This is a genomic window from Fibrobacter sp., assembly GCF_045601785.1.
Taxonomy (GTDB): Bacteria; Fibrobacterota; Fibrobacteria; order Fibrobacterales; family Fibrobacteraceae; genus Fibrobacter.
The window spans coordinates 22,129-43,687 of the sequence record NZ_JAZSAF010000064.1; the positions used below are offsets into that span (position 1 = coordinate 22,129).

11 protein-coding genes are annotated in these 21,559 nt (G+C 52.9%); 8 read left to right on the forward strand and 3 right to left on the reverse strand.

Going from position 1 to position 21,559, the window contains the following annotated elements:
- The first annotated feature begins 8 nt into the window (after positions 1 to 8).
- From ACKI61_RS10195 to ACKI61_RS10225, 7 genes are all read left to right on the forward strand, one after another.
- Complete coding sequence (locus ACKI61_RS10195) at positions 9 to 1,904, forward strand: FecR domain-containing protein (protein ID WP_407457612.1); 1,896 nt, start codon at positions 9 to 11, stop codon at positions 1,902 to 1,904.
- Positions 1,904 to 5,368 carry a right-handed parallel beta-helix repeat-containing protein gene (locus tag ACKI61_RS10200; RefSeq protein WP_407457613.1) on the forward strand — a complete coding sequence of 1,155 codons (3,465 nt, stop codon included), beginning with the start codon at positions 1,904 to 1,906 and terminating at the stop codon, positions 5,366 to 5,368. Before ACKI61_RS10195 ends, ACKI61_RS10200 begins: the two co-directional genes overlap by 1 nt.
- A gap of 76 nt (positions 5,369 to 5,444) precedes the next feature.
- Positions 5,445 to 7,079: an NAD(P)/FAD-dependent oxidoreductase gene (locus ACKI61_RS10205; RefSeq protein ID WP_407457614.1), complete on the forward strand. Its 1,635-nt coding sequence runs from the start codon at positions 5,445 to 5,447 to the stop codon at positions 7,077 to 7,079.
- 112 nt (positions 7,080 to 7,191) lie between these two features.
- Positions 7,192 to 8,322, forward strand: a complete 1,131-nt coding sequence (locus ACKI61_RS10210) for an RluA family pseudouridine synthase (RefSeq protein ID WP_407457615.1) — start codon at positions 7,192 to 7,194, stop codon at positions 8,320 to 8,322.
- Between the two features lie 104 nt (positions 8,323 to 8,426).
- Positions 8,427 to 11,261, forward strand: a complete 2,835-nt coding sequence (locus ACKI61_RS10215; protein WP_407457616.1) for a TIGR02171 family lipoprotein — start codon at positions 8,427 to 8,429, stop codon at positions 11,259 to 11,261.
- Positions 11,262 to 11,359: 98 nt separating this feature from the next.
- The gene (gene pheT / locus ACKI61_RS10220) at positions 11,360 to 13,795 is read left to right on the forward strand and encodes a phenylalanine--tRNA ligase subunit beta (RefSeq protein ID WP_407457617.1); all 2,436 of its coding nucleotides are present in this window, start codon (positions 11,360 to 11,362) and stop codon (positions 13,793 to 13,795) included.
- Between the two features lie 134 nt (positions 13,796 to 13,929).
- Positions 13,930 to 14,394: a hypothetical protein gene (locus ACKI61_RS10225; protein ID WP_407457618.1), complete on the forward strand. Its 465-nt coding sequence runs from the start codon at positions 13,930 to 13,932 to the stop codon at positions 14,392 to 14,394.
- Between the two features lie 61 nt (positions 14,395 to 14,455).
- Here ACKI61_RS10225 and ACKI61_RS10230 read toward each other — a convergent pair whose 3' ends face one another.
- A complete protein-coding gene (locus ACKI61_RS10230) occupies positions 14,456 to 14,821 on the reverse strand; it encodes a hypothetical protein (RefSeq protein WP_407457619.1) in 366 nt (121 codons plus the stop codon).
- 77 nt (positions 14,822 to 14,898) lie between these two features.
- On the opposite strand from ACKI61_RS10230, the gene dnaX reads away from it, so the two are divergent.
- Positions 14,899 to 16,665, forward strand: a complete 1,767-nt coding sequence (dnaX, locus tag ACKI61_RS10235; RefSeq protein WP_407457620.1) for a DNA polymerase III subunit gamma/tau — start codon at positions 14,899 to 14,901, stop codon at positions 16,663 to 16,665.
- Positions 16,666 to 16,680: 15 nt separating this feature from the next.
- Here dnaX and ACKI61_RS10240 read toward each other — a convergent pair whose 3' ends face one another.
- Both ACKI61_RS10240 and smc read right to left on the reverse strand, forming a co-directional pair.
- Entirely contained in the window at positions 16,681 to 17,556 is an 876-nt protein-coding gene (locus tag ACKI61_RS10240) for an EamA family transporter (RefSeq protein WP_407457621.1), read from the reverse strand.
- Positions 17,557 to 17,978: 422 nt separating this feature from the next.
- Complete coding sequence (smc, locus tag ACKI61_RS10245) at positions 17,979 to 21,533, reverse strand: chromosome segregation protein SMC (protein WP_407457622.1); 3,555 nt, start codon at positions 21,531 to 21,533, stop codon at positions 17,979 to 17,981.
- Positions 21,534 to 21,559 lie beyond the last annotated feature (26 nt).

Consider the following 21,559-nt stretch of genomic DNA (forward strand, 5'->3'; position numbering starts at 1 on the left):
GAGGCTTTATGTCTTTTTCACGTTGTTTCAAGCTCCTAACCACCCTGTTGGCGGTTCTTATCGGGCTGTCTTTTGCGGCCTCCGGAAAGAAAATCGCATCGGGCAAGTTCCGCTATTCCGTCGGAGAAGTGTTTCTGCACCGCAATGGGGAAACCCTCGCGGTGAAAACCACCGAGCAGCCGAACCTTAAAAAGGCGAAAAACGTCCGAGAAGGGGACGACATCGAGACGCTGATTGAATCAGAAGTCATCGTGGCCCTCCCTGACGGAAGTTCCTTCAATGTCCAGGAAAACACCATCGTGTCTATTACGAAGCTTTCGTTCGAAGACGGCGAGAACCACTTTGCCACCGAAGTCAAGAAGGGAAACCTCTCGTTCGATGTGCAGAAGCAGGCGGGCAAGAGCACCTTCAAGTTCAAGACCGGCACCGCAACGGCAGCCATTCGTGGAACGTCGGGCACTATTGGTCAATCCCCCAACAAGAAGAAGGTCTTCGCCCTGAAAGAAGGTATCCTAGACATCAACTTCAACGGCCAGAACTACACCATTACTGAAGGTCAAACCGCCATCGGCAACGACAAGGAGATGAGAATCATCAACATCAACGGTTCCGGCGACCCGTCCTTCATGAACGACTTGCTTAAAGTAATTGACGAAGTCGAAGACCTGGACTCGCTCATCAAGATTATCGAAGATAAAGACCAACTTTATACATCTGTCATCGATTCCCTGAAAAATTCCATCAAGTGCACCTACCATATTCCCGACACGACCCTTGAAAACAAGATTCCCATCGAAGCGACATGCCCTGCGGGGGTCAAGGTCGGCATTCTCGATGATCGCGTGATGTCGGACGGAACCCCCATCCACCTGACTTTCGAGGTGTCTTCCGGCTCCTTCGGTATGAAGAAGATCCCGATCACCTGCCAGAGCGACAGCGTAAGCTTCCAGTGCGCACAACTTTCCGCCTACTACACGGCTCGCGAAATCAAAGCGACGGACACCGATGAACATACAACACTAAAGATTACGACTCCATCACCCTTCTATGTTTGCAACTCGAGCTCCGTCACCGTCGAAGGCTCTTTTGACCCTAGCGTTCCCGATGCAAAACTGTTCGTAAAAATCGGAAACTACCAGTCCGAAGACCTTGTTCCGAGGAGCGCAAACGGCCAATTCTCCCACACGGTCACGATTACCGACAACAACGGACTTTGGAACGAAGACAAAATCACCGTCGAATACACATCGGACAAGCATAAGGAAACCGCAACTCTCGCTCTCAATGTCGACAAGACCTGCAAGGCCGTGAACCTGCTCGTTCCCCAGGTGAGATTCAACGGCTACGACTCCCTGACTTGCAAGGCCCAAGTAAGCATCCTCAACCAGCAAAACGATTTCGTCTTCTACACCACAAGCGTTGACAATGCCCCCAAGAACAGCATCTACATCAACGATGGCGAAAGCTCTCTGGGCATTGACCTCACCCCGGGCATCCACACCTACGAATTCACCGTGGAAGACCAAGCCGCCAACAAGCACAAGATTACAAAGGAACTGGGATGCTATCCCAATATCAACGGAGCAAGCATCATTCTCGACAAGGGGCCCGAAGAAAGACTTCGCGTGCCACCTCCGCCCAGAGGATTCCAGAATACATTCCATAGGACCATGTCCTTTAGGATAGACAAGCTTCCCCAGAGCAGCCCCATTTATATTCAGCAAGTCAAGATCCAGCAAGAAGGGAAACCACAAATCATCTTGCGCGGAACCGACCTGCAAACCAACCGCATTGACCAGGATATCGAGCTCATGCGCAGTAAAACGAAGACTCACATCGATATCACCGTCATCCTGAAAAACGGCACCACCTTGCAGGCCACTAAGACATACGAGGTCCGCTAATGAAAAAGCTCTTTCTTGCAACGATTGCCTTAACAACAGCCATTGCGTCGGCTCAAGCCCAGGCTTCTGCTCAGGCACAGACTCCGGCACAACCCACTCCTGCGCAGGCCAAACCAGCAGTGGCAGACACCCTTGCAAAGGCTCCAGAAGCTACGCCCGCGACATCCCCCGCAAAAGACAGTACTGCGGCGCTTTCCGCAGATTCGGCTGCAAGCAATATTCAAAGCGCAGCTGTCCAGGACTCTACAACAACAGCCCAAAGTGACTCCGCAACGGTCGCCGCCACAGACTCCCTTGCAACACCCGCAAGCGATTCCACAAAGGTTGACTCAACCGTTGCCGCCGTACCAGATACGACAACACCCCCTGTTGCCTATTTGGAAGGAACTGAAATTTCGGGAGAAATCCAGGGCTTTTTCAAGGCAGACAACTCCCCCTACCTGGTCACCGACGACCTGACGATCGAGCCCAACACGGCAGTCATCATCGAACCTGGCGTCGTATTCCTGTTCATGCCGAACACGGGCATCCATTCCGAAGGCCAGTTTATCGTTGCCGGTTCACGTGCAAACACGGTCATCTTCCGTTCCGCGGCATCAAACCCCAAGCCAGGCGACTGGAAGGGCATCACGATTACGGGCAATGCTAGCTCCGAAATCAGAAACGCAAACATCCGCGACGCTGTCGCAGGAATTGCCGTTGAAAACAGCACGCTCTCCCTGCAGTCGACCAATGTCACGAATTCCCTCAGCCGTGGTCTTTTCGCAAGGAACTCCAAGGTTACCGTTACAGACGGAGCTTTCGAGAACAACAAGGGAGCGGCCATTCATGCAGACAGCTACACCGAACTTTCCGTGAAGCAAGTCAAGTTCTCCGGCAACCAGGTCGCACTCTACAGTTCCCCGATGTCCATCACCGATGTGGAATCGTCCCTGATGGAAGGAAACGATTACGGCATTCTCGACATGGGCAACAGCTTCCTAGCATTTAGCAACTCGCAGATTTCCAAGAACAAAACAGGCGCGAGCGCAGACGACGTCTTGGACAAAAGCATCATCGGAAGCGTTTCTGGAAACGAGACCGATTTCAACAGGGACTTCAAGACCGCAGCAAGCCTTCTCCCGCCAAGCCCGGAAATTCCGGGAGTAGAAAGCAGGCCGCTCAACACGAACGACAAGATCGGTGATTGGCTTTCCCAGAAGAACTCCGATGAACAAAAGAACGACACCACGGCAAAGACATGGTCCATTATCGGATCGGTGATGCTGGGCGGTTACTATCATAATGTTACCACACTCAAGAACAAGAGCGACTCTTCGATCGTCGTTTCAAGCGACACCATCAATCCGGGCAAGCATTACGAAAACACTTTCCAGGTTCCGGGATTTGGAGCCGAAGCGTCTGCCTACATGCTCATGCGTTCTAGCGATGGAAAGTCCATCGAATTCAGAACAGACCTGACGGCTGATTCCTGGAACCATTTCTCGCCGAACCCCGTCACCTTGAGCTACGCAGACAACTACAACTACGCAGTCCTGGGCGACTTCACCAAGATGGACGGTGACATCTACATGTCTTCACTTCAGCTGTTCGGCGCAGGCTACAGGCTTTCGCTCCTGAAGAACAATGCGAACCAGCCGCTCTTTGAACTTGACGGATTCTTTGGCGAAGCGCGCAAGCCCTACCTGCTGGGAGAGCGTCACCCCTACATCTACAACAACTACATCGAAGATGGCGAAGCCCAGGCCCAGCGCCTTGCCTACGGAGCCTCTTTCAAGTGGGCTCCTTTACGCCGCTTCGACGCGAAGTTCGGCTTCATCTACTCCGACGACGAGCTGAAGGATCCGCTGCTCCGCGACGGTTCCAGCAAGACATTCTCGACAAGCGAACCGCTCCAGCAGTCCATGACGCTCTATGCCGATGGAAACTGGCTGTTCTACCCGGGCGACATCGAACTTAGGGGACAAATTGCCGTGGGTCGCTCCGACACGACCGACGTTGTACGCGAAAGGGCCATCAACAAGGTCTTTACCGATGCCGGTCTGAATGTTTCTTCGCTAAGCAAGATGCGTGAGCTCATGAATAACGAAGCCAAGATCAGCTCGCTCAACCTGAATGAACTGGAAGAAATCTTTGGAGAAAACACGACTCTCACCCGTGGCGAGATGCGCGATTCCCTGCGCACATTGATTCGCGAAGCCAAGGTGATGAAGGGCGATTACGAAAGCGACCGTGACGAAGGCCGAGTCCTCGGACTCAACTGGGGCAGCCAGAATTTCGCCATTGGCGCATCACTGTACTGGAACATCTACAAGACCACCATTTCTGGAAGCATCAAGTATGTGGGCGAAGACTTCTACAGCGCAGGTTCCGCAAACCAGCTCGCCGATACGCGTGAATTCCATGGAAAAATTGAACAGATTATCACCGACTTCTGGACACTCAACGGTGGCTACGAACTCAACATCGAAAATGCTGCCAACGGCGGAAAGACAAACCTGATTGGTCTTGGCGAAGGTACCCGTTGGGGACTTTTCTCCGACGACGACTCCAAGTGGGCAGAAGAACACGAACTTGACAACGGACGCACCAAGTACATTCAAAACTGGAGACTCGGTAGCTCCTTCAAGATTGGCTCCAATGTCAATTTGGATCTCGGCTACAACCTGGAATACCGCACTCAATACCGCCCCTACCAACTTCACGGAGACTATATCTTGGAAGACGGTATCTATAGAGATGGCTGGTTTGCGGCCCGCAAGAACAGGTCCACGACCAAGATTGAGGACAGAGGCGACACCACAGAAGTTGACTCCGCTCGCTGGGCCGAATACATGAGACTTTCGAGCGAAGAATACCTAGCTTCGAAATTCCAAGAAAGAATCTACAGAAACACCTGGAAACTGGATGTTTCCCTGCAGGCGTTCAAGACATTCTTCAAGGTGGGTGGACGCTGGACGATCCGCACCGACGATTCCAAGTTCTACAAGGACGAGCCGATTGACGGCATTAACCTGTCTAACGAGACTTGGGCAAAAATGGGCTACTACTTTGGCGGAGCCAACTACTTTGAACATTCCTATCCGGTGTCCGCAACAACAAAACTCAAGAGAATCCAGAACTATGTGTCGGTGCAGCCGAGATTCAAGTCCTACAAGCGTGACGACATGAAGGAAAGCGAAATCACCATCGACGACGAATTTGAAATTTCGTTCCTGAACCGCTTCCTGATTCTTGGAATTTCGGGAGAATTCCGTTACCTCACCGTCGATTGGGAAGAAGAAGATGTTTCAATGGACGAAAGCGAAACCGACATTTTGGGAAGCACCAATCTCCGCGTGAACCACACCAAGCGTCTTTACAGCGAATGGTATGTCGGCTCGGCGCTGTATTTCCGTCCGGATAACGAAAGCAGCGAATACACTGATATTTTTGGCGGCGTAAGAGTCAATTACCAATTCTAGGTATAGTTGGCAGAACTTAGTTCGTAGAGCTTAGAGAATCAATCTCTAAGCTCTATTTTCTTTTTCTAAATTTGCTATGATGTTCACCTACCGCTACAGAGAACTTTCCGTTGCGCTTGCCAAGAAAGGCAAGTATCGCGAGGCTTTAGCCAAGGAACTCCGCCTGCACCCCGAAGAGATTTTCAACTTGCAGGTGGAGCGTTTTTCGCTGGATAGCCGCCGGAAAGGCGACCCCAAGTGGTCTTACAATGTGATTTTCGACTTGAAGCGCGAAGTCCGCGCCACGGGGAATCACGCCAAGGGACTTGTAGCGGCAACGCGTGACAAAGAATCTCTCGAAAGCGACCCGCAGAAAAATAGCGTCGCAATGCCCGGGCATGTGGATGTAATTGGCGCAGGCCCGAGCGGACTCTGGGCAGCCTTGCACTTGCTGCGCAAAGGTTTTGCAGTCGATTTGTACGAGCAAGGAAAATGTGTCGAAGAACGATTCCGCGATATTCGCCGGTTCTTTGTTGACCGTAAGTTTAACGCCTACAGCAACGTGCTTTTTGGCGAAGGAGGTGCGGGGGCCTTTAGCGATGGAAAGTTGAATACCCGCACCCGGAACCCGTTCACAGAACTGGTTCTACACGACATGGTGGACTTTGGAGTCGACGAATCTGTCGTGACCTTCGCCAAGCCGCATATCGGCACGGACCGCCTCGTTTTATTGCTGCGGAAAATGCGCGCAGAAATAGAAAGGCTCGGCGGCAAGATTCATTTTAGCACAGCTCTCGAAGACATCGAAATTAAGGATGGCCGCATTGCGGCGATCCAGTTAAAAAACGTCATTGCGAGCGAAGCGAAGCAATCCAATGCAGGCGCCGCAATCCCTCACTGGCAACCCTGCGAAGCGCTGGTGCTCGCCGTCGGGCATTCTGCCCGGAGCATTTACGAAATGCTCCACGCCCGTGGCGTTGCCCTCGAAAGCAAGGCTTTTGCCATGGGCGTGCGCGTCGAGCACCCGCAAGCGCTCATCAACATGCGCCAGCTGGGCCTGAATGTCGATACCAAGCTCACGGGTTCCGCCGAATATTTTCTCGCCACCCCGACACTGAACAAAACAAGCAGCGCCTACAGTTTCTGCATGTGCCCGGGTGGCGTCCTGGTGCCCTGCGCCTCGGAGCCCGGGACCCTTGCCACCAACGGCATGAGCTACAGCCGCAGGAGCGGTCCCTTTGCCAACGGCGCCATCGCCGTGCCCATAGCCGCAAGCGACAAGCTCTTTGGCGGGCTCGATTTCCAGCGAAAAATCGAAAGCGACGCCTACGCGGTCGGCGGCAAGAGCTACGCCGCCCCGGCACAAACTATTAAGGCGTTCCTCGCCCACAAAGAAGACAAATCGCTCCCGAAATCCACCTACCCCTGCGGACTCGTTCAGAGCAATCTGTGGGACTGGATGGACAAAACCATTTGCAAGAGCCTCGCCGAAGGATTCCAGAATTTTGACAAGAAGATCCCCGGATTCATCGAAGAAGGCCTGATTGTCGCCCCCGAAACACGCACCAGCAGCCCGCTTCGCATGAGCCGCAACAACGAGACGCTTGAAAGCGTGAATACCAAGGGCCTATTCGTGCTCGGCGAAGGCGCCGGGTATTCCGGCGGAATCGTCACCAGCGCTGCCGACGGCGTTCGCCTCGCCCACTACGCGAAAAAGGATCAACTGGTATGAGCAATGAGCTCGCTCATAAATTCGCTTTGAGGTCACTCCGCTTAAAGCCAATGCACCTTAAACCTCAAAGGCACGTAGTGCCGACCTCTTACACCACACCTCAGGTTAGCCTATGATTACCCGAGTCATTGACCGCAACTTTGCCAACATGCGCCTCGACCGTTTTTTGCGCAAGGCATTCCCCGACGAATCACTGTCGGTCTTTTTCGCCGTCATCCGCAAAAAGAAAGTCCGCGTGAATGGAGTCGTGGGCAAGGCGAATCAGATGCTTGCCGAAGGCGACACCGTCTGCATCTACGAAAACTTCAAGTCTGTCAGCGAAGAAGAAAAGAACAACGTCATTGCGCAAGCGCATGGCCGCTTCGGCTCAGCAATGCCAGCCTGCAAGCAGTCTGTCGCAGCATTCGCCTCGCACGTCATTGCGAACCCCGAAGGGGTGAAGCAATCCACCGCAGAAGGGTTTGCAAAAGCCAAGTCTACCTGGGGCAAGTCAGCCTCCCCCGCCGAGAAGCAGTCTGGCTGGGGTGCCAAGGAACTTGACCTCATTATACAAACCGAAGATTACGTGGTCGTGAACAAACCCTCGGGCCTTGCAAGTCAGCCAGGTTCCGGCACTCGCCCCGGCGAGAGCCTCGTAGAATATCTGTGGGAATGGGGCCGCCGCGAAGGGCTCGACTTTAAGCCCACCATCGCCCACCGCCTCGACCAAGAAACCTCGGGCATGATTATCGCCGCCCTCCACGGCGACACGCTCCGTGAACTCACGCGCATGATCCGCGAACACGAAGTCGACAAATTCTATTACGCACTCGTCAAAGGGAACCTCAAAAAAGACAAGGGAACCATCAACGAGACGCTCACACGCACCGATGCTGCCAAGGGTAGCAAAATGAAGGTTGGTGAAACCGGCAAAAACGCCCAGAAGGCAGTAACGCATTACCGCGTCAAGCAACATTACGAAGGCTACGACCTCGTAAAAATCAAGCTTGAAACAGGCCGCATGCACCAGATTCGCGCTCATTTTGCAAGCATCGGTCACCCGCTCCTCGGCGACACCCGCTACGGTGATTTCGCTCTCAACCGCGAAGCCAAAAAACAGCTCGGGCTCCACCGACTCTTCTTGCACAGTTGCAGACTAGAATTCACCTGGCACGGCGACAAAATCGTACTTGATTGCCCGCTCCCTAAGGAATTGCAAAGCGTCGTGGACCAGCTAAAGCCTATCCGTCACGAACATCGGTAGAAGCGTTTATTTATTCCCCTACTCGACCTGCTTGATGCATACAACAAACAGCATCATTTTTTCTTATATTGCAATTTAAGGGGTTGGAGGCTAAAGGAAAAAATATGAAATTTCTTTCAGCACTTTTTGTATTCCTGTTTTTGATAGGTTGCAGCAACAGTGAGTCGTTCACGCCCCCCGCAGACGATATTTCTGAGCCATCTTTTGCCGACACGACCGAAATATCTCCCACCACAGAAGACTCCGTTCCAGAGATAACAATCGAAGGTATGCTCCAACTTGCCGGCGGCAAGGTCACCCTTGGCACCAACGACAAGAACTTCAAAGAAAGCGAACGCCCCGCCATGGAAGTTGTACTCGATTACGAATTCTACATGGGCATTCACGAAATCACCTGTGGCGAGTACGCAAGCGTGGCAAAAAAAGCCAAACTCAAGACCTTCGGCAAATGCGAAAACGACAGTCTTCCCCTCACAGACATCACCTACTACGACGTTATCCTTTTTGCTAACGCCAAGAGCAAACTCGAAAAACGCGATACCGTCTACACCTATCGCAGAGCAGTCTTCGATGAAGAAAAGCACTGCACCAACCTAGAAGGATTCGCTTTTCATGCAGATATCGAAGGCTACAGACTCCCGACCGAAGCGGAATGGATCTACGCGGCAACACGCGCATGGGACATCAAGAAAAGCTGGAATAATAGTAACTCCGAATACAAGCTACACCCCGTCTGCAGCAAGGACCCCGACTCTGCAGGGCTCTGCGACATGGCCGGAAATGCTTTGGAATGGGTAAACGACTGGATGGGAAAATTCCGCGACACAACCATCACCAACTATGTCGGTGCACCCGATGGTGGCGATATGGGAGAACATGTCGTGAAAGGCGGAAGCTACAATTCAAGTTCTGAAGAAGTCAACCCCTATAGCCGTGGCGACGTCTACACGGTCACCTCCTCAACGCGGGCTGAATACGTAGGATTCCGTCTTGCTCTCGGAAAAATTCCAAACGCATTATGGATGAGTAACGACGGACACTCTACGGCAAGCATCGTCACGCCCACCGCGAACTCCGAAACAGTCAAGAATTTCACAAGAACATACAATGCGAAGCTCGCTTTCCGTAACGATGTCAGCGGCAAAATCAACTACATCGACTACCTCGACGGAACACTTTCCGTCAAAGAACTTTCTAACGATATCAACGCTTACCATCCAGAAATTTCTCCTGACGGGAACTGGATTGCATTCAGCACCGTCTACGAAGGAATCAGCGGAACATCGTCTGTCTACGTGCAACGCCTCGATGCCGAAGACGCTTCGGAGATCATCAAACTGAATGTAAAAAGCGCAGCCATTCCCCGCTGGCACATTCTCGAAAGCGGGGACACCGCCATTGTGTACGTGACCGACGCCGGCAACAACAAGGAGAAATCGGCATTCAAGGCCGTTTCCACTTGGCAGGTAAAATTTACAGAAGGCAAATTCGGTACACCGCAGAAACTGTTCGACGGAACTTACCACGGCGGCATCAGTGAAGACGAAAAAATCGCAGTATCGGGAGCAAGATTACTCCGTGCACGAATCTCGGGAAAAGATAAAATCTGGTACAATAAGGAACAAGCCTGTAACGTTTCTCTCGCACAGGACGGCAGCAAGCGAGTCGCTTTCCTGGACTTCGGCGGAGAAACCGGCAAAAAATTTGTCGGAAGCAAATATGCGACACACCAAAGAATTTTAATCGCCGATAGCACCGGAAAACTGATTCAGACCATCAAGGCTCCCGAAGGTTACACCTTCGACCATTCCGAATGGAGTACCGATGGAGAAAACACAAACATCGTTGCAACCCTTACCAACATAAATGGCGCCCATACCAAAATCGTCCTGATCACCCCCATTGACAGCAGCATTATCGATTTGGCCGAAGGCGATGAACTTTGGCACCCCAACCTGTGGGTCAAGAAAGTACAAAAGATTATTCCATCAACAGAAGATTCTGCCGAAGTCGACACGACATTCCATCTCGACCCAGACAGTGCGGGAATGTACTACAACACCAGCGGTGTTTATACAAGGGCAAGTATTCTCCGTTATAAAATGGAGATTTTGTGGCAATATAAGGATACAGCCAACACAGTTGTCATAGGATCATCCCGAACTTACCGAGGTGTCAATCCACTACTTTTCAGCGAACCGATTTTTGCTGTTAACTTGGCCGTTGGGGGGACTATCATTCACGCAAACAATGACTTTTTCCACAATTATATTTTGCCACATTATAAGAATTTAAAATTACTCATCATTTCAATCGACCTAGATAGAGCAGGCAACGATGGAAAAAATTCCGAAAATATGTTCTACGAAGCCTACAAATCCTATCCAGGGTACGTCTACGATAAAAATCACAACTACTGGAAAGATGAGTATCCAGAAGGATTATTTGAAGCAACATACAATTCTCCAGGACCTTCTAAAACCGCAAATAAACACAGACCGACAAGAGGATTCCTAGCAGACGTTGATCACGGATGGGGCGAACCCGCCGTTACAACAGATTCTAATTGGCTCGACGAAAATTATGAAATCTATCAAAGCAATTTCAATGAATTCGCGCAACTGCTTGAAACTTGCAATGAAAATGGAATTACTGTTATTGGCGTTATCACACCACAAAATCCTCGCTACAAAGAAACAGGTGCCTTTGGACGAGCCGGACAGCGGAGAAGCGACATGCCTAGGCTCATTCAGGAACTTGCCGATTTAAATATTACCTACCCGAATTTTATTCTAATGGATGAGAATAATATGGGAAATCATGATTATACAGACGATATGGCAAATGACACCGATCACCTGTCCGAAGCTGGGGCAGTCAAACTCACCCATCGTCTTGATTCTTTGATAAAAACGCTAGATATCAATTTTACAGAATAACCATATTTTCTAAATTTACCACCGAATTTTAAGCAGGCACGTGTTTTGCAGCGTCCCCATAAAACCGCGGCATCATTCGTGTCATAAAGGATAATACGATGAAAGTTTCTTTGAATTGGCTCAGACGTCACGTTGATCTTCCGGAATCTGCGGAAGAAGTTGCAAAGGCGCTCACCTCTATTGGCCTCGAAGTCGAAGGCATGGAAGAACCGGGCAAGGTCTATGAAAAGCTCGTGGTAGCGAAGGTGCTCACCTGCGAAGCTCACCCGGACAGCGACCACCTGCACATCACCACCGTGAACGACGGCAAGGAAACGCTCCAGGTCGTGTGTGGCGCCCCGAACGTAGCCGCCGGCCAGACCGTGGTGCTCGCCCCGATCGGCGCAGAACTTCCGCTCCCTGATGGTGGCACGCTCAAGATGAAGAAATCCAAGATTCGCGGCGTCGAAAGTTTCGGCATGATTTGCGCCGAAGACGAAATCGGCCTCAGCGACGACCACGCCGGCATCATGGTTCTCGACGACTCTATTCCCGCTGGCACCCCGTTCGTAAGTCTCGGCCTTTACGACGTTTGCTTTGAACTGAACGTGACCCCGAACCGCCCGGATGCATTAAGCCACCGCGGTGTCGCCCGTGAACTCGCCGCCAAGTTCGGCCGTCCGCTGAAGCCGCTCGCCTACGAACTCAAGGAAGATTCCGAAGCCGCAAGCTCTGCCATCAGCCTCGAAGTGGTTCCCGGTTGCGGTTGCTCACGTTACGTGGGCCGTGTCATCAAGGACGTGAAGGTCGAAAAGTCCCCCGCCTGGCTCGCGAAGCTTTTACACGCCGTGGGCATGAACAGCATCAACAACGTGGTCGACATCACGAACTTCATTCTGATGGACGTGGGCCAGCCGCTCCACAGCTTCGACATGGACCAGCTCCATGGCAACAAAATTAAGGTGCGCCGCGCCGTGAAGGGCGAAAAGATTGAAACCATCGACCACACCGCTCACGAACTGCTGGAAAGCGACCTCGTGATTTGTGACGGCGACCGTCCGGCTTGCGTAGCCGGCGTCATGGGCGGCGTCGAATCCGAAATTGTCGATACCACCAAGAACGTGTTCCTCGAGAGCGCCTGGTTCAACCCGACCATCGTCCGCAAGCAGGCCAAGCGCCTCTGCATCTCGACCGATTCCAGTTACCGCTTCGAACGCGAAATCGACTTTACCACCCAGGACGAATACAGCCGCTACGCCTGCGCCATGATTCAGGAAGTTGCCGGTGGCCGCATTCTCAAGGGAACCGTCGAATACACGGGCGACGACCACAAGAAGAACTTGAACGAAGTCACGCTCCGCACAGCCCGCGCCGAAAAGGTCATCGGCATGAAGATTGATGCCGCCGACATCGAAAAGTACCTCACGGGTATCGCCCTCGAAGTCGTGAAGAAAGACGCCGAATCTATCACCTTCAGGATTCCGGGATTCCGCCCCGACCTCGAACGCGAAGTGGACCTTATCGAAGAAGTCGCCCGCCTCATCGGTTTCGACAACATCCCGTACACGCTGCCCTCCTTCAAGATGCAGCCGAACGAACTTCCGCCCATCGAAGTCCTGAACAGAAAGATTCGCAAAACACTTTCTGCAATGGGTCTGCACGAATGCCTGAGCCTCCGCTTTACCAGCAAGGCCCGCACCGAAGCATTGTTCGGAGCTGAAAATGACGACCGCCGCAGCAAGCCCGCAGCGCTTCTCAACCCGCTTTCCGATGAACTCGGCGTGGTTCCGACCAGCCTGCTCCCGAACCTGCTCAAGTCTGTTGCCGAAAACGAAAAGAACCGCCCCGGTTCCGTTCGCCTGTTCGAAGTGGCCAAGGGCCAGTTCAAGCGCGACCGCAAGGACGTGCGCGACCCGGGCTTTGACGAATCGAACCTCGTCGCCCTCGCCGTTGCAGGCGCCTTCGACGTGAACCCGCTCAACGACAAACCCGCCCAAATCGACTTTGCAGCCTTCAAGGGCCTGGTGCAGAGTTTCCTCAAGCGCGTGGGCCTCGTGGTTGAATTCCGCGTACCTGCCAAGGCTGAAATTTACCTGCACCCGGGCAAGCAGGTCGAAGTCCTCGCCGACGGCGTGGTGCTTGGCACCATGGGCGAACTCCACCCGACCGCCATGGCCGCTTTCGAAATCGGCTACACCACCTACGTGATGGAACTCGACATGGACAAGATGGAACACGCCACCCACAAGAAGATCGTGTTCGAACCGTTCAGCCGCCAGGTACCGTCTAGCCGCGACATTTCTATCGAAGTGGACAAGACCATGACTCACGAAGACATCCTCGCTCGAATCAAGGGCCTGAACCCGAAGAACCTCGCGAAGATTACGCTCAAGAGCATCTACGAAGGCGACAAAATCGAAGCCGGCAAGAAGAACCTAGTCTACAGCCTCACCTACCAGGCCATGGACCGCACCCTTACCGACGACGAAGTCAACAAGGCCCACAACAAGCTGCGTGACAAGCTCGTCGCAAACGGCGATATAGTATTAAGATAGTCGGCAAACCAAGTTTGCCTCCCGCATACGCTTTGCGTATGCGTATGCGAGTAAAAGTTGTGCTCAGTCGGCAATCAAAGATTGCCTTCCGCATACGCTTTGCGTATGCGAAAAAATCTAGGTTATGAGGAAACATGAAATTATACGATTTAATAATTCTGCCGTTTGCATTGGCCTGTGGTGGGCTTGCGGCCTGTTCCACTGATCCTGAACCGGAGGACTTTTCCGCTGAAGAACTCAGGGACATGACCCCCATCATGCAGTTCAAGGGAAACCCCATTCCCGAGGATTGCTATTCCGAAGAACATGTCACCACAGACGTCACTAAAATCCGGGAGCCCGGTGACACATACTCGGGTCCCTTTTGGCGGTTGGAATGCTATTTCTACTATGAAAAATATGATGAATTTTACCAGGCCATTGAAGACATGGGCTGGAAATACGATTCAGACGAAGGCAACCAAGGTGATTGTGGGCCTAAACACGAATACACGAAAACCGTCAGCCACCGCAAATTGCACCTATACGTGAAAACCTGCGATGGCAGCGACTGGTTTGTATCTAAAGACCGCTTCCTATTCCACGTGGAATACAACTAAACCAAGCCAAAACCGTCATGGACATTCCATAACGGTTTTTCTTTCTACATAAAGACAAGCCTTATTCTAGAGCTTCTCTAATCTGCTGGATAAAGTCCATTTCTTCGGGGCTGACGTTGCTCTGGTTGTCGTCTTCGCGAGAGGCATTCGCGATTCGGAGCATGGATTCAAGCACTTTGCTCTTGAATTCCGGTGTTGCATCCTTCAACGCTTCAAGGCAGGCGCCGGCGCGATCTTTGGCAGAGGAATATTCGGCATAGGCTTTATTGAAGTCGTCCCAAGATACGTCCGGAGTCAGTTCGTCGTGAATCTTATCCAGCATATTACTTTCTGATAGCGTCGCCGAAGTAGAGCCCGGCAAGAGCTTATCCATTTCGACTTTATGATACAGGCATGCCGCCTGCCAAGAAAGAATTAATAATGCCATATTTTGATTCATCATGTTCCTCATCATTTACTTAGTAAAGATACTAAAATTTGTCGGATTTTACTATATTACTCTACATGGCATACGTAGCAATGGCCCGAAAGTGGCGACCGCAATCCTTCGACGACATGGTCGGACAGGAACATATCGCAAAGACCCTCCAGAACGCAATCGAAGGGGGAAGACTCCACCATGCATTCCTTTTCACGGGAACGCGCGGAGTCGGTAAGACCACCAGTGCCCGTATCCTCGCCCGTACACTCAACTGCACCGGCGGAGACCCGCTTCACCCCTGTGGACAGTGCGAAAGCTGCAAAGACATCCTGGGCGGAAACCCGATGGACGTCTTTGAAATCGACGCGGCATCCAATACCGGCGTTGACAACATCCGCGACGTGATTGAACGCGTGCAGTACCCGCCCGTCATCGGCAAGTACAAGATTTTCATTCTCGACGAAGTCCACATGCTGACCTCGGGAGCCTTCAATGCCCTTTTGAAGACGCTCGAAGAACCTCCCGAACATGTGATTTTCATCTTCGCCACCACCGAAGTGAACAAGGTCCCGCAGACGATTCTCAGCCGCGTACAAAGGTTCGACTTCAAGCGACTCACCGTCGAGCAGATTCGCAGCCGCCTGCGTTACATCTGCGAACAGGAAGGCATCAACGCATCTGACGAAGCGCTCGACATCTTTGCCGAAAAGGCAGACGGATCGATGCGCGACGGTCTCACCTACTTTGACCAGGCCTACGCTTTCACCGGCAACGAAATGAACGCCGATGCTGTGCGCAGCGTTCTCGGGATTCCTTCGGTAGAGCTGTTCTTCACCCTGGTTTCGGCAATTGAAGGTCACGATCTCAAGGGGTGCTTCAAGATGGTGGACGAAGCCTGCAAGCGCGGCATCGAATTTACACCGCTGCTAGACGGCTTCGGAAAGTTCCTCAGAAACCTGCTGTATGCCCGTCTCGATGCATTCTCGCCTGACGCCCTGAACATTTCGGAAGACCTTTATACCAAATACAAGAGTTGCGCCCTTGAGCTCAAGAACGGCGATATTCTACGCATCAGCAAGATGCTCATCGACCTGCAGGCTACGCTGCGCTACAGCACGAACCCACGACTGCTGGTAGAAACGACCTTTGCCCGCATGGCATGGCTTGACAGGCTGACGGATTTGCGGCGTGCCCTTGCGGCAATCAACGATCCGAGCAAAGCCAGCGCCTCCGACGAGGCGTTAAAAAAAAAAGTAACTGAAGTTCAAACCATGCTGGACGCCGAGGAAGAAGCCAAGGCGTTACGGCAACGTGAAGAAGATCCCTTCGCCGCATTGCGACAGAACTATGCCGGCGGATACAACGGAGACGCCTACAGCCGCTTTGAGATTGCCTCCGCGTGGGGCACAGTCAGGTCGCACATCGCCGAGTCCGACGATTACGCCTTCTCCGCTGCCCTAAACGACACCGTTCTCGAAACGATTGATTTGAATGCAACCCCCTTCCCCATTGCACTCACCTACCTGGGTGACACGGCAAGCGATGTCTGGGGCATCAAGCAAATGGAAGAGCATCCCGAATATATGGAGCGGCTCAAGCAGATTCTCGAAGAAAAACTGCAAACTCCAGTGATGCTGACATTGAAGACTAGGGCCTTCAACGAAACCGAGCTACAGATTCGCAAACAAGCGCAAATGTCCCCCTTTGACCTTGATCTGCAAAAGGAGCCCAATCTCGCCAAATTAAAGGACCTCTTTAAGGCGGAGCTCATCTATAGCCACAAAATCAACCGTCCCGTGGTCCCGCAACAGGCAGAGTCCTGCGACGCAGACGGTGATGAAAATAGCTAGTTTCGCCAACTAACTTCATTTATTTTTCTTTGCGGCAATCAGTACCACAGAGCAAAGAATCAGAGCGATGCCTGCCATGATGCGCGTCGTCAGCGTTTCGGCAAACACAGTCACGCCTATCGTCACGGCAGTCACAGGCTCCAGAGCGCCCAGAATCGCCGTCGGCGTAGAACCCACGATACGCACCGCCTTCACCATAAAGATGAGCGAAAGCACCGTCGGCACAAGGCCGAGCATAAAGCCCCAGCCCCACGAGCTTACCTGCGTAAACACTGGCGGGAGGCCCGAACCGAGCGTCACCGAGTAAAGCAACAAAAAGAACATGCAAAAGCAGATGGCGTAAAAAGTCATCTTGACCGAGCCCATCTGCAAGTTGACGCGATTTGCCATCACCATGTAAATGGCATAACTGATGGACGACAGGAACACGAGCAGGCACCCCACCGTGCTGAGCGTTGCGCCATCTCCCCCGCGGTACAAAAGAGCTATGCCCGCCATAGAAACCGCAATAGAAACAACCGTCCAAATTCTGATTTTTTCCTTGAAGAAAACCGCCATGAGCACAGAGACTTCGAGCGGATAAAGGAACAGGAGCGTTGAAGCAAGCCCCGCGTCCATGTACTTGAACGAGGCATAATACGTGAGCGAACTCGCTGCAAACATGAAGCCGAACGCGACTAAGATGCGGAACTCGCGAAACGAAATTTTAAAGTGCGAACCCTTGGAAAGCATGACGACCATCAGCAACAGCGCCGCCGTAAAGAACCGGTAAAAAAGCACCGTCTCGGGTGAATAGTTCTGCGCATACAAGTGGAGCGCACCCAGCGGATTCGTGCCATAGCAAATAGCCGAAAGGGCAGCAAAAATAAGACCTAAGCCTGTTTTTTTCACACACGCAAATATAAGAAATAAAACAACATATGGAAGCACGGTCTTCCGTGAGCAACAAAGCCCCATGCGTTAAGCTGGGGCGGTGGCGAGAGAACCGACTCCAGAGCAAGGATTCTGGAAAATTTAGTCGGTTCGGTCTTCCGTGAGCATAAAGCGCCTCGTATTAACGAGGCGTGTATGCGAGAGAACCGACTCCAGAGCAAGGATTCTGGAAAATTTAGTCGGTTCGGTCTTCCGTGAGCAACAAAGCCCCATGCGATAAGCTGGGGCGGTGGCGAGAGAACCGACTCCAGAGTAAGGATTCTGGAAAATTTAGTCGGTTCGGTCTTCCGTGAGCATAAAGCGCCTCGTATTAACGAGGCGTGTATGCGAGAGAGTTGGCTCCAGAGTAAGGATTCTGCTGGATTTAGCCAACTCGGTCATTAAATCGCGAACTTGGTGGCATCAGCCAGCTGCACGCTGGCGATGCGGGAAATACCCTTGATTTCCTGCGTCACGCCGTAGAGCATGTCGGCTTCGGCCATGGTACGCTTGTTATGCGTCACCACAATGAACAAGGTCTGCTTGCTGAATTCGCGGAGCAGCGCCATAAAGCGGCCCACGTTAGCGTCATCGAGCGGACCGTCGACTTCGTCCAGCACGCAGTACGGCGAAGGCTTTTCCATGTAAATGGCGAACAGGAGTGCCGTTGCAGTCAGGGCATGTTCACCACCGGAAAGCGCCTTGATACCGCGCATTTTCTTACCCGTCGGACGCACGTTGATTTCAATGTCAGCGTCGAGGATATCCATGGGCTTGCCCATTTCATCCACCTTCTCGACAAGGCTCATCTTGGTTTCGCCGTTCAGGAACAGCTTGCTGAACACGAACTGGAAGTTCTTCTGGATACGGGCAAACGTATCGAGGTAGCGGCTGCGGGCAATGTCATCGAGTTTGGTGATGGTGCGGTCGAGCGAAGCGCGGGCACGGTCCAAGTCGTCGAACTGCGCTTCCACTTCCAAAAGGCGCTTCTTTTCATCTTCGTAGTCTTCCATCACATTCACGTTGATGGGGCCCAGTTCCTTAATCTTTCCGCGGAGTTCGCGAATTTCACGGTCGGCTTCGGGCTGGCTATATTCCACGCGCTCGATGTCGTCGGGGTTCGCAAGGTCCACGCTGTATTCGTTGGTGATGCGTTCGGTGAGGCGGTCGAGGTTTGCCTGCAAGGCTTCCTGCCTGCGGCCCACATCGTTCAATTCCTTCATCTTCTCGATCATGTCGTCGCGAAGGCGGTTGACTTCGCTGCGCCATTCTTCGAGGTCGCCCGACACAAGTTCGTACTTTTCGCGGGCCAGGTCGCGCTGATTTTCAAGTTCACGCAGAGCAGAATCCTTGCTCTGCACCTGGTCAGCGACTCCCCTGCCGTCTTCCTCGTTCTTCTGGATGGCAGCCTGGTTCTTTTCAATTTCAGCCTTACGGCCCTGAATTGCATTTTCCAGGAATTCCACCTGTTCGGCGATGTAGTTCAAACGGTTCGTATTCTGCGTGAGCTTTGCAGTCTTGTCTTGAGCACTGCGTTCCAATTCGCGAACATCTTCTTCCTTTTCGCGGAACATCGTATCCTGTTCCGAAAGTTCGTCGTTCACGCGGGAATATTCTTCTTCGATCTTTTCGAGAGAAGCCTGGGCGTCCATGAGTTCCTGGTCGCTGTTCTTGGAGGCTTCTGCCGCCTGAATCTTGGATTCAGCGTTCTGCATTTCGCCCTGCAACTGCGCAAGTCTGCGGTCGCAACCGGCGATAATGTTATTCTGGATCGAAATGCCGGCGTTTCCGCCGCGCTTCATATCTTCTTTTTCGCGGATTTCGTCGACCAGCGAGGCAAGCATCTGCGTATCTTCGTCGACCAAATCCTGCAAGCGGCCAATTTCTTCTTCGGCCTGAGCCACTTCGAGGTTCACGCCTTCCAACAGGCTGTTCGCCTCGGCAATTTCGTTCTTGCGGCTGAGCGTTCCAGAAGTCGCCGTACCGCTGCTCATGAGGCCGCTCGTACGCACAATGCCTTCGGGAGCCACAAAGCAGAGGTCTTCGCCGCGCATGGCTCGCGCAAGGCGCACCGCCGTCGAGAGCGAATCTACGACAAAGTAACGAGAAAGCAGCGCCTTGAGCCAGCCTGCAATCTGTTCGTCGGCAGTCACGTAGTCCTTGAGGCAACCTACAACGCCATCGCCCTGGAGCGTTCCGGAATAGGGTTCTGCACCGGCACCCACCAGCGCGAGCACCGCCTTGCCTACGTTTTCGCCCTTCATGGCATCCACCGCGGCAATTGCCGCGTCATCCGAGGCAACGACCACGGCATCCATCAAGTCACCGAGGGCGGCCTCCACCTGGGCGGCATATTCGGGAGCAGCTTCGATACGTTCCGACAGGAGCCCGCCCACCAGGTCCGCCTTATGCTCCATGAGCCAGCGGCTAGCGTCGGTGCCCTCGTTGGCAACGCTCTGTAAAACGTCGATTCTTGAGGTGAGCCTTGCCACCTCGTTCTTCAGTTCCTGCAGCTTCTTCTGGGCTTCGAGCAAGTCGGCGCGTTCGGCATCAAGCCGTTCTTCGCGCGTCGAGCGCTGTTCCGTGAGGCGTTCCAGGTCGGCATCGGCGGCATCGAGGCCAGCATTAATGTCAGCCAGGGCCGATTCGGCGCTCGCCTTCTGCGACTGCACCTGTTCCATTTCGGCTCGCCACTTGGCGAGGTTCGCCTGCAACAGGCCCGATTCAGCGTCCATACGCTCGAAACGGCTCTTGAGGGAGTTCACCTGGTTCGTCTTCTGCAGGCGTTCGTTCGCAAGTTCCCTTGACTGGGTACGCAGGTCATCCACTTTGTCGCGCATGACCTGTAAAATTTCGCGTTCGCGTTCCAGCAGCGCGTTCATTTCGTCCACGTCGCTGTCGGAACTGAGCACCGCATTTTCTTCTTCCAAACGGGCGCGTTCAGAAAGGAGTTCCTGCACCTTGCCCGTGTTGCGGTCAATTTCTTCCTGGGACTTTTCGTTCGCGGCTTCCAGGTTGGAAATCACGTCGCGAATGCGGCCCATGCTGTTATTCAAGTCGTTGAGCTCGATGGTCGCCTTTTGCACCTCGCGTTCCAGGTCGCGGTAGGCATTTTCATCTTCGGCAATCAGGAGTTTTTTCTCGTCAATCTTTGTCTGAAGTACCGTGGCGTTGGTCTTCGAATTTTCCACATCGTGGTTCAGACGGCGGGTCGCGGTATCGAGGGTAGCAAGGCCCTCTTTCATGTCCTCGAACTTGTCGATACTGACCGAGAGGTCCAGTTCACGCAGGCGCTTACTGAGGCGCTTAAATTCGTTGACCTTTTCGGCCTGGGTTTCGTACAGCTTCACGGAACGGCGCACGCTACGCAGGTTGTCTTCGACTCGTTCCATGTCCATCTGCACGCGTTCAAGCTGGCGGCGGGTTTCCTTGCGCTGCTGCTTGTACTTGCTCACGCCGGCGGCTTCTTCGAACAGCACGCGGCGGTCGTCGGCCTTGTCAGAAAGAACCGCCTTGATCATGTCGGCGTTCATCTGCGAATAGGTACTGGAACCGAGGCCCGAGTCAAAAAGCAAGGCATGCACATCGCGTAGGCGGCATTCCTGGTTGTTAATCAGGTATTCGCCCGAACCGTCACGGTGCACGCGGCGGGTCACAATCACTTCGGAATACTCAGAATTCAGGGTGCCGTCGCTGTTATCGATTACGATAGAGACTTCAGCAAGGCTCATGGCGGCACGTTCTTCGGTTCCGCTAAAAATCACGTCCTGCATCTTGCTCATACGCAAGGATGCTGCCTTCTGTTCACCCAGAACCCAGCGGATAGCGTCGGTAATGTTCGACTTACCGCACCCGTTCGGCCCCACCACGGCGGTGAGACCCTTCGTCGGGAAGTTGATTTCGGTCCTCTGGGCAAAGGACTTGAATCCAAAAATCTTTAGCTTTGTAATCTGCACTGGCTAATAATGTAGTAATTTGGTAG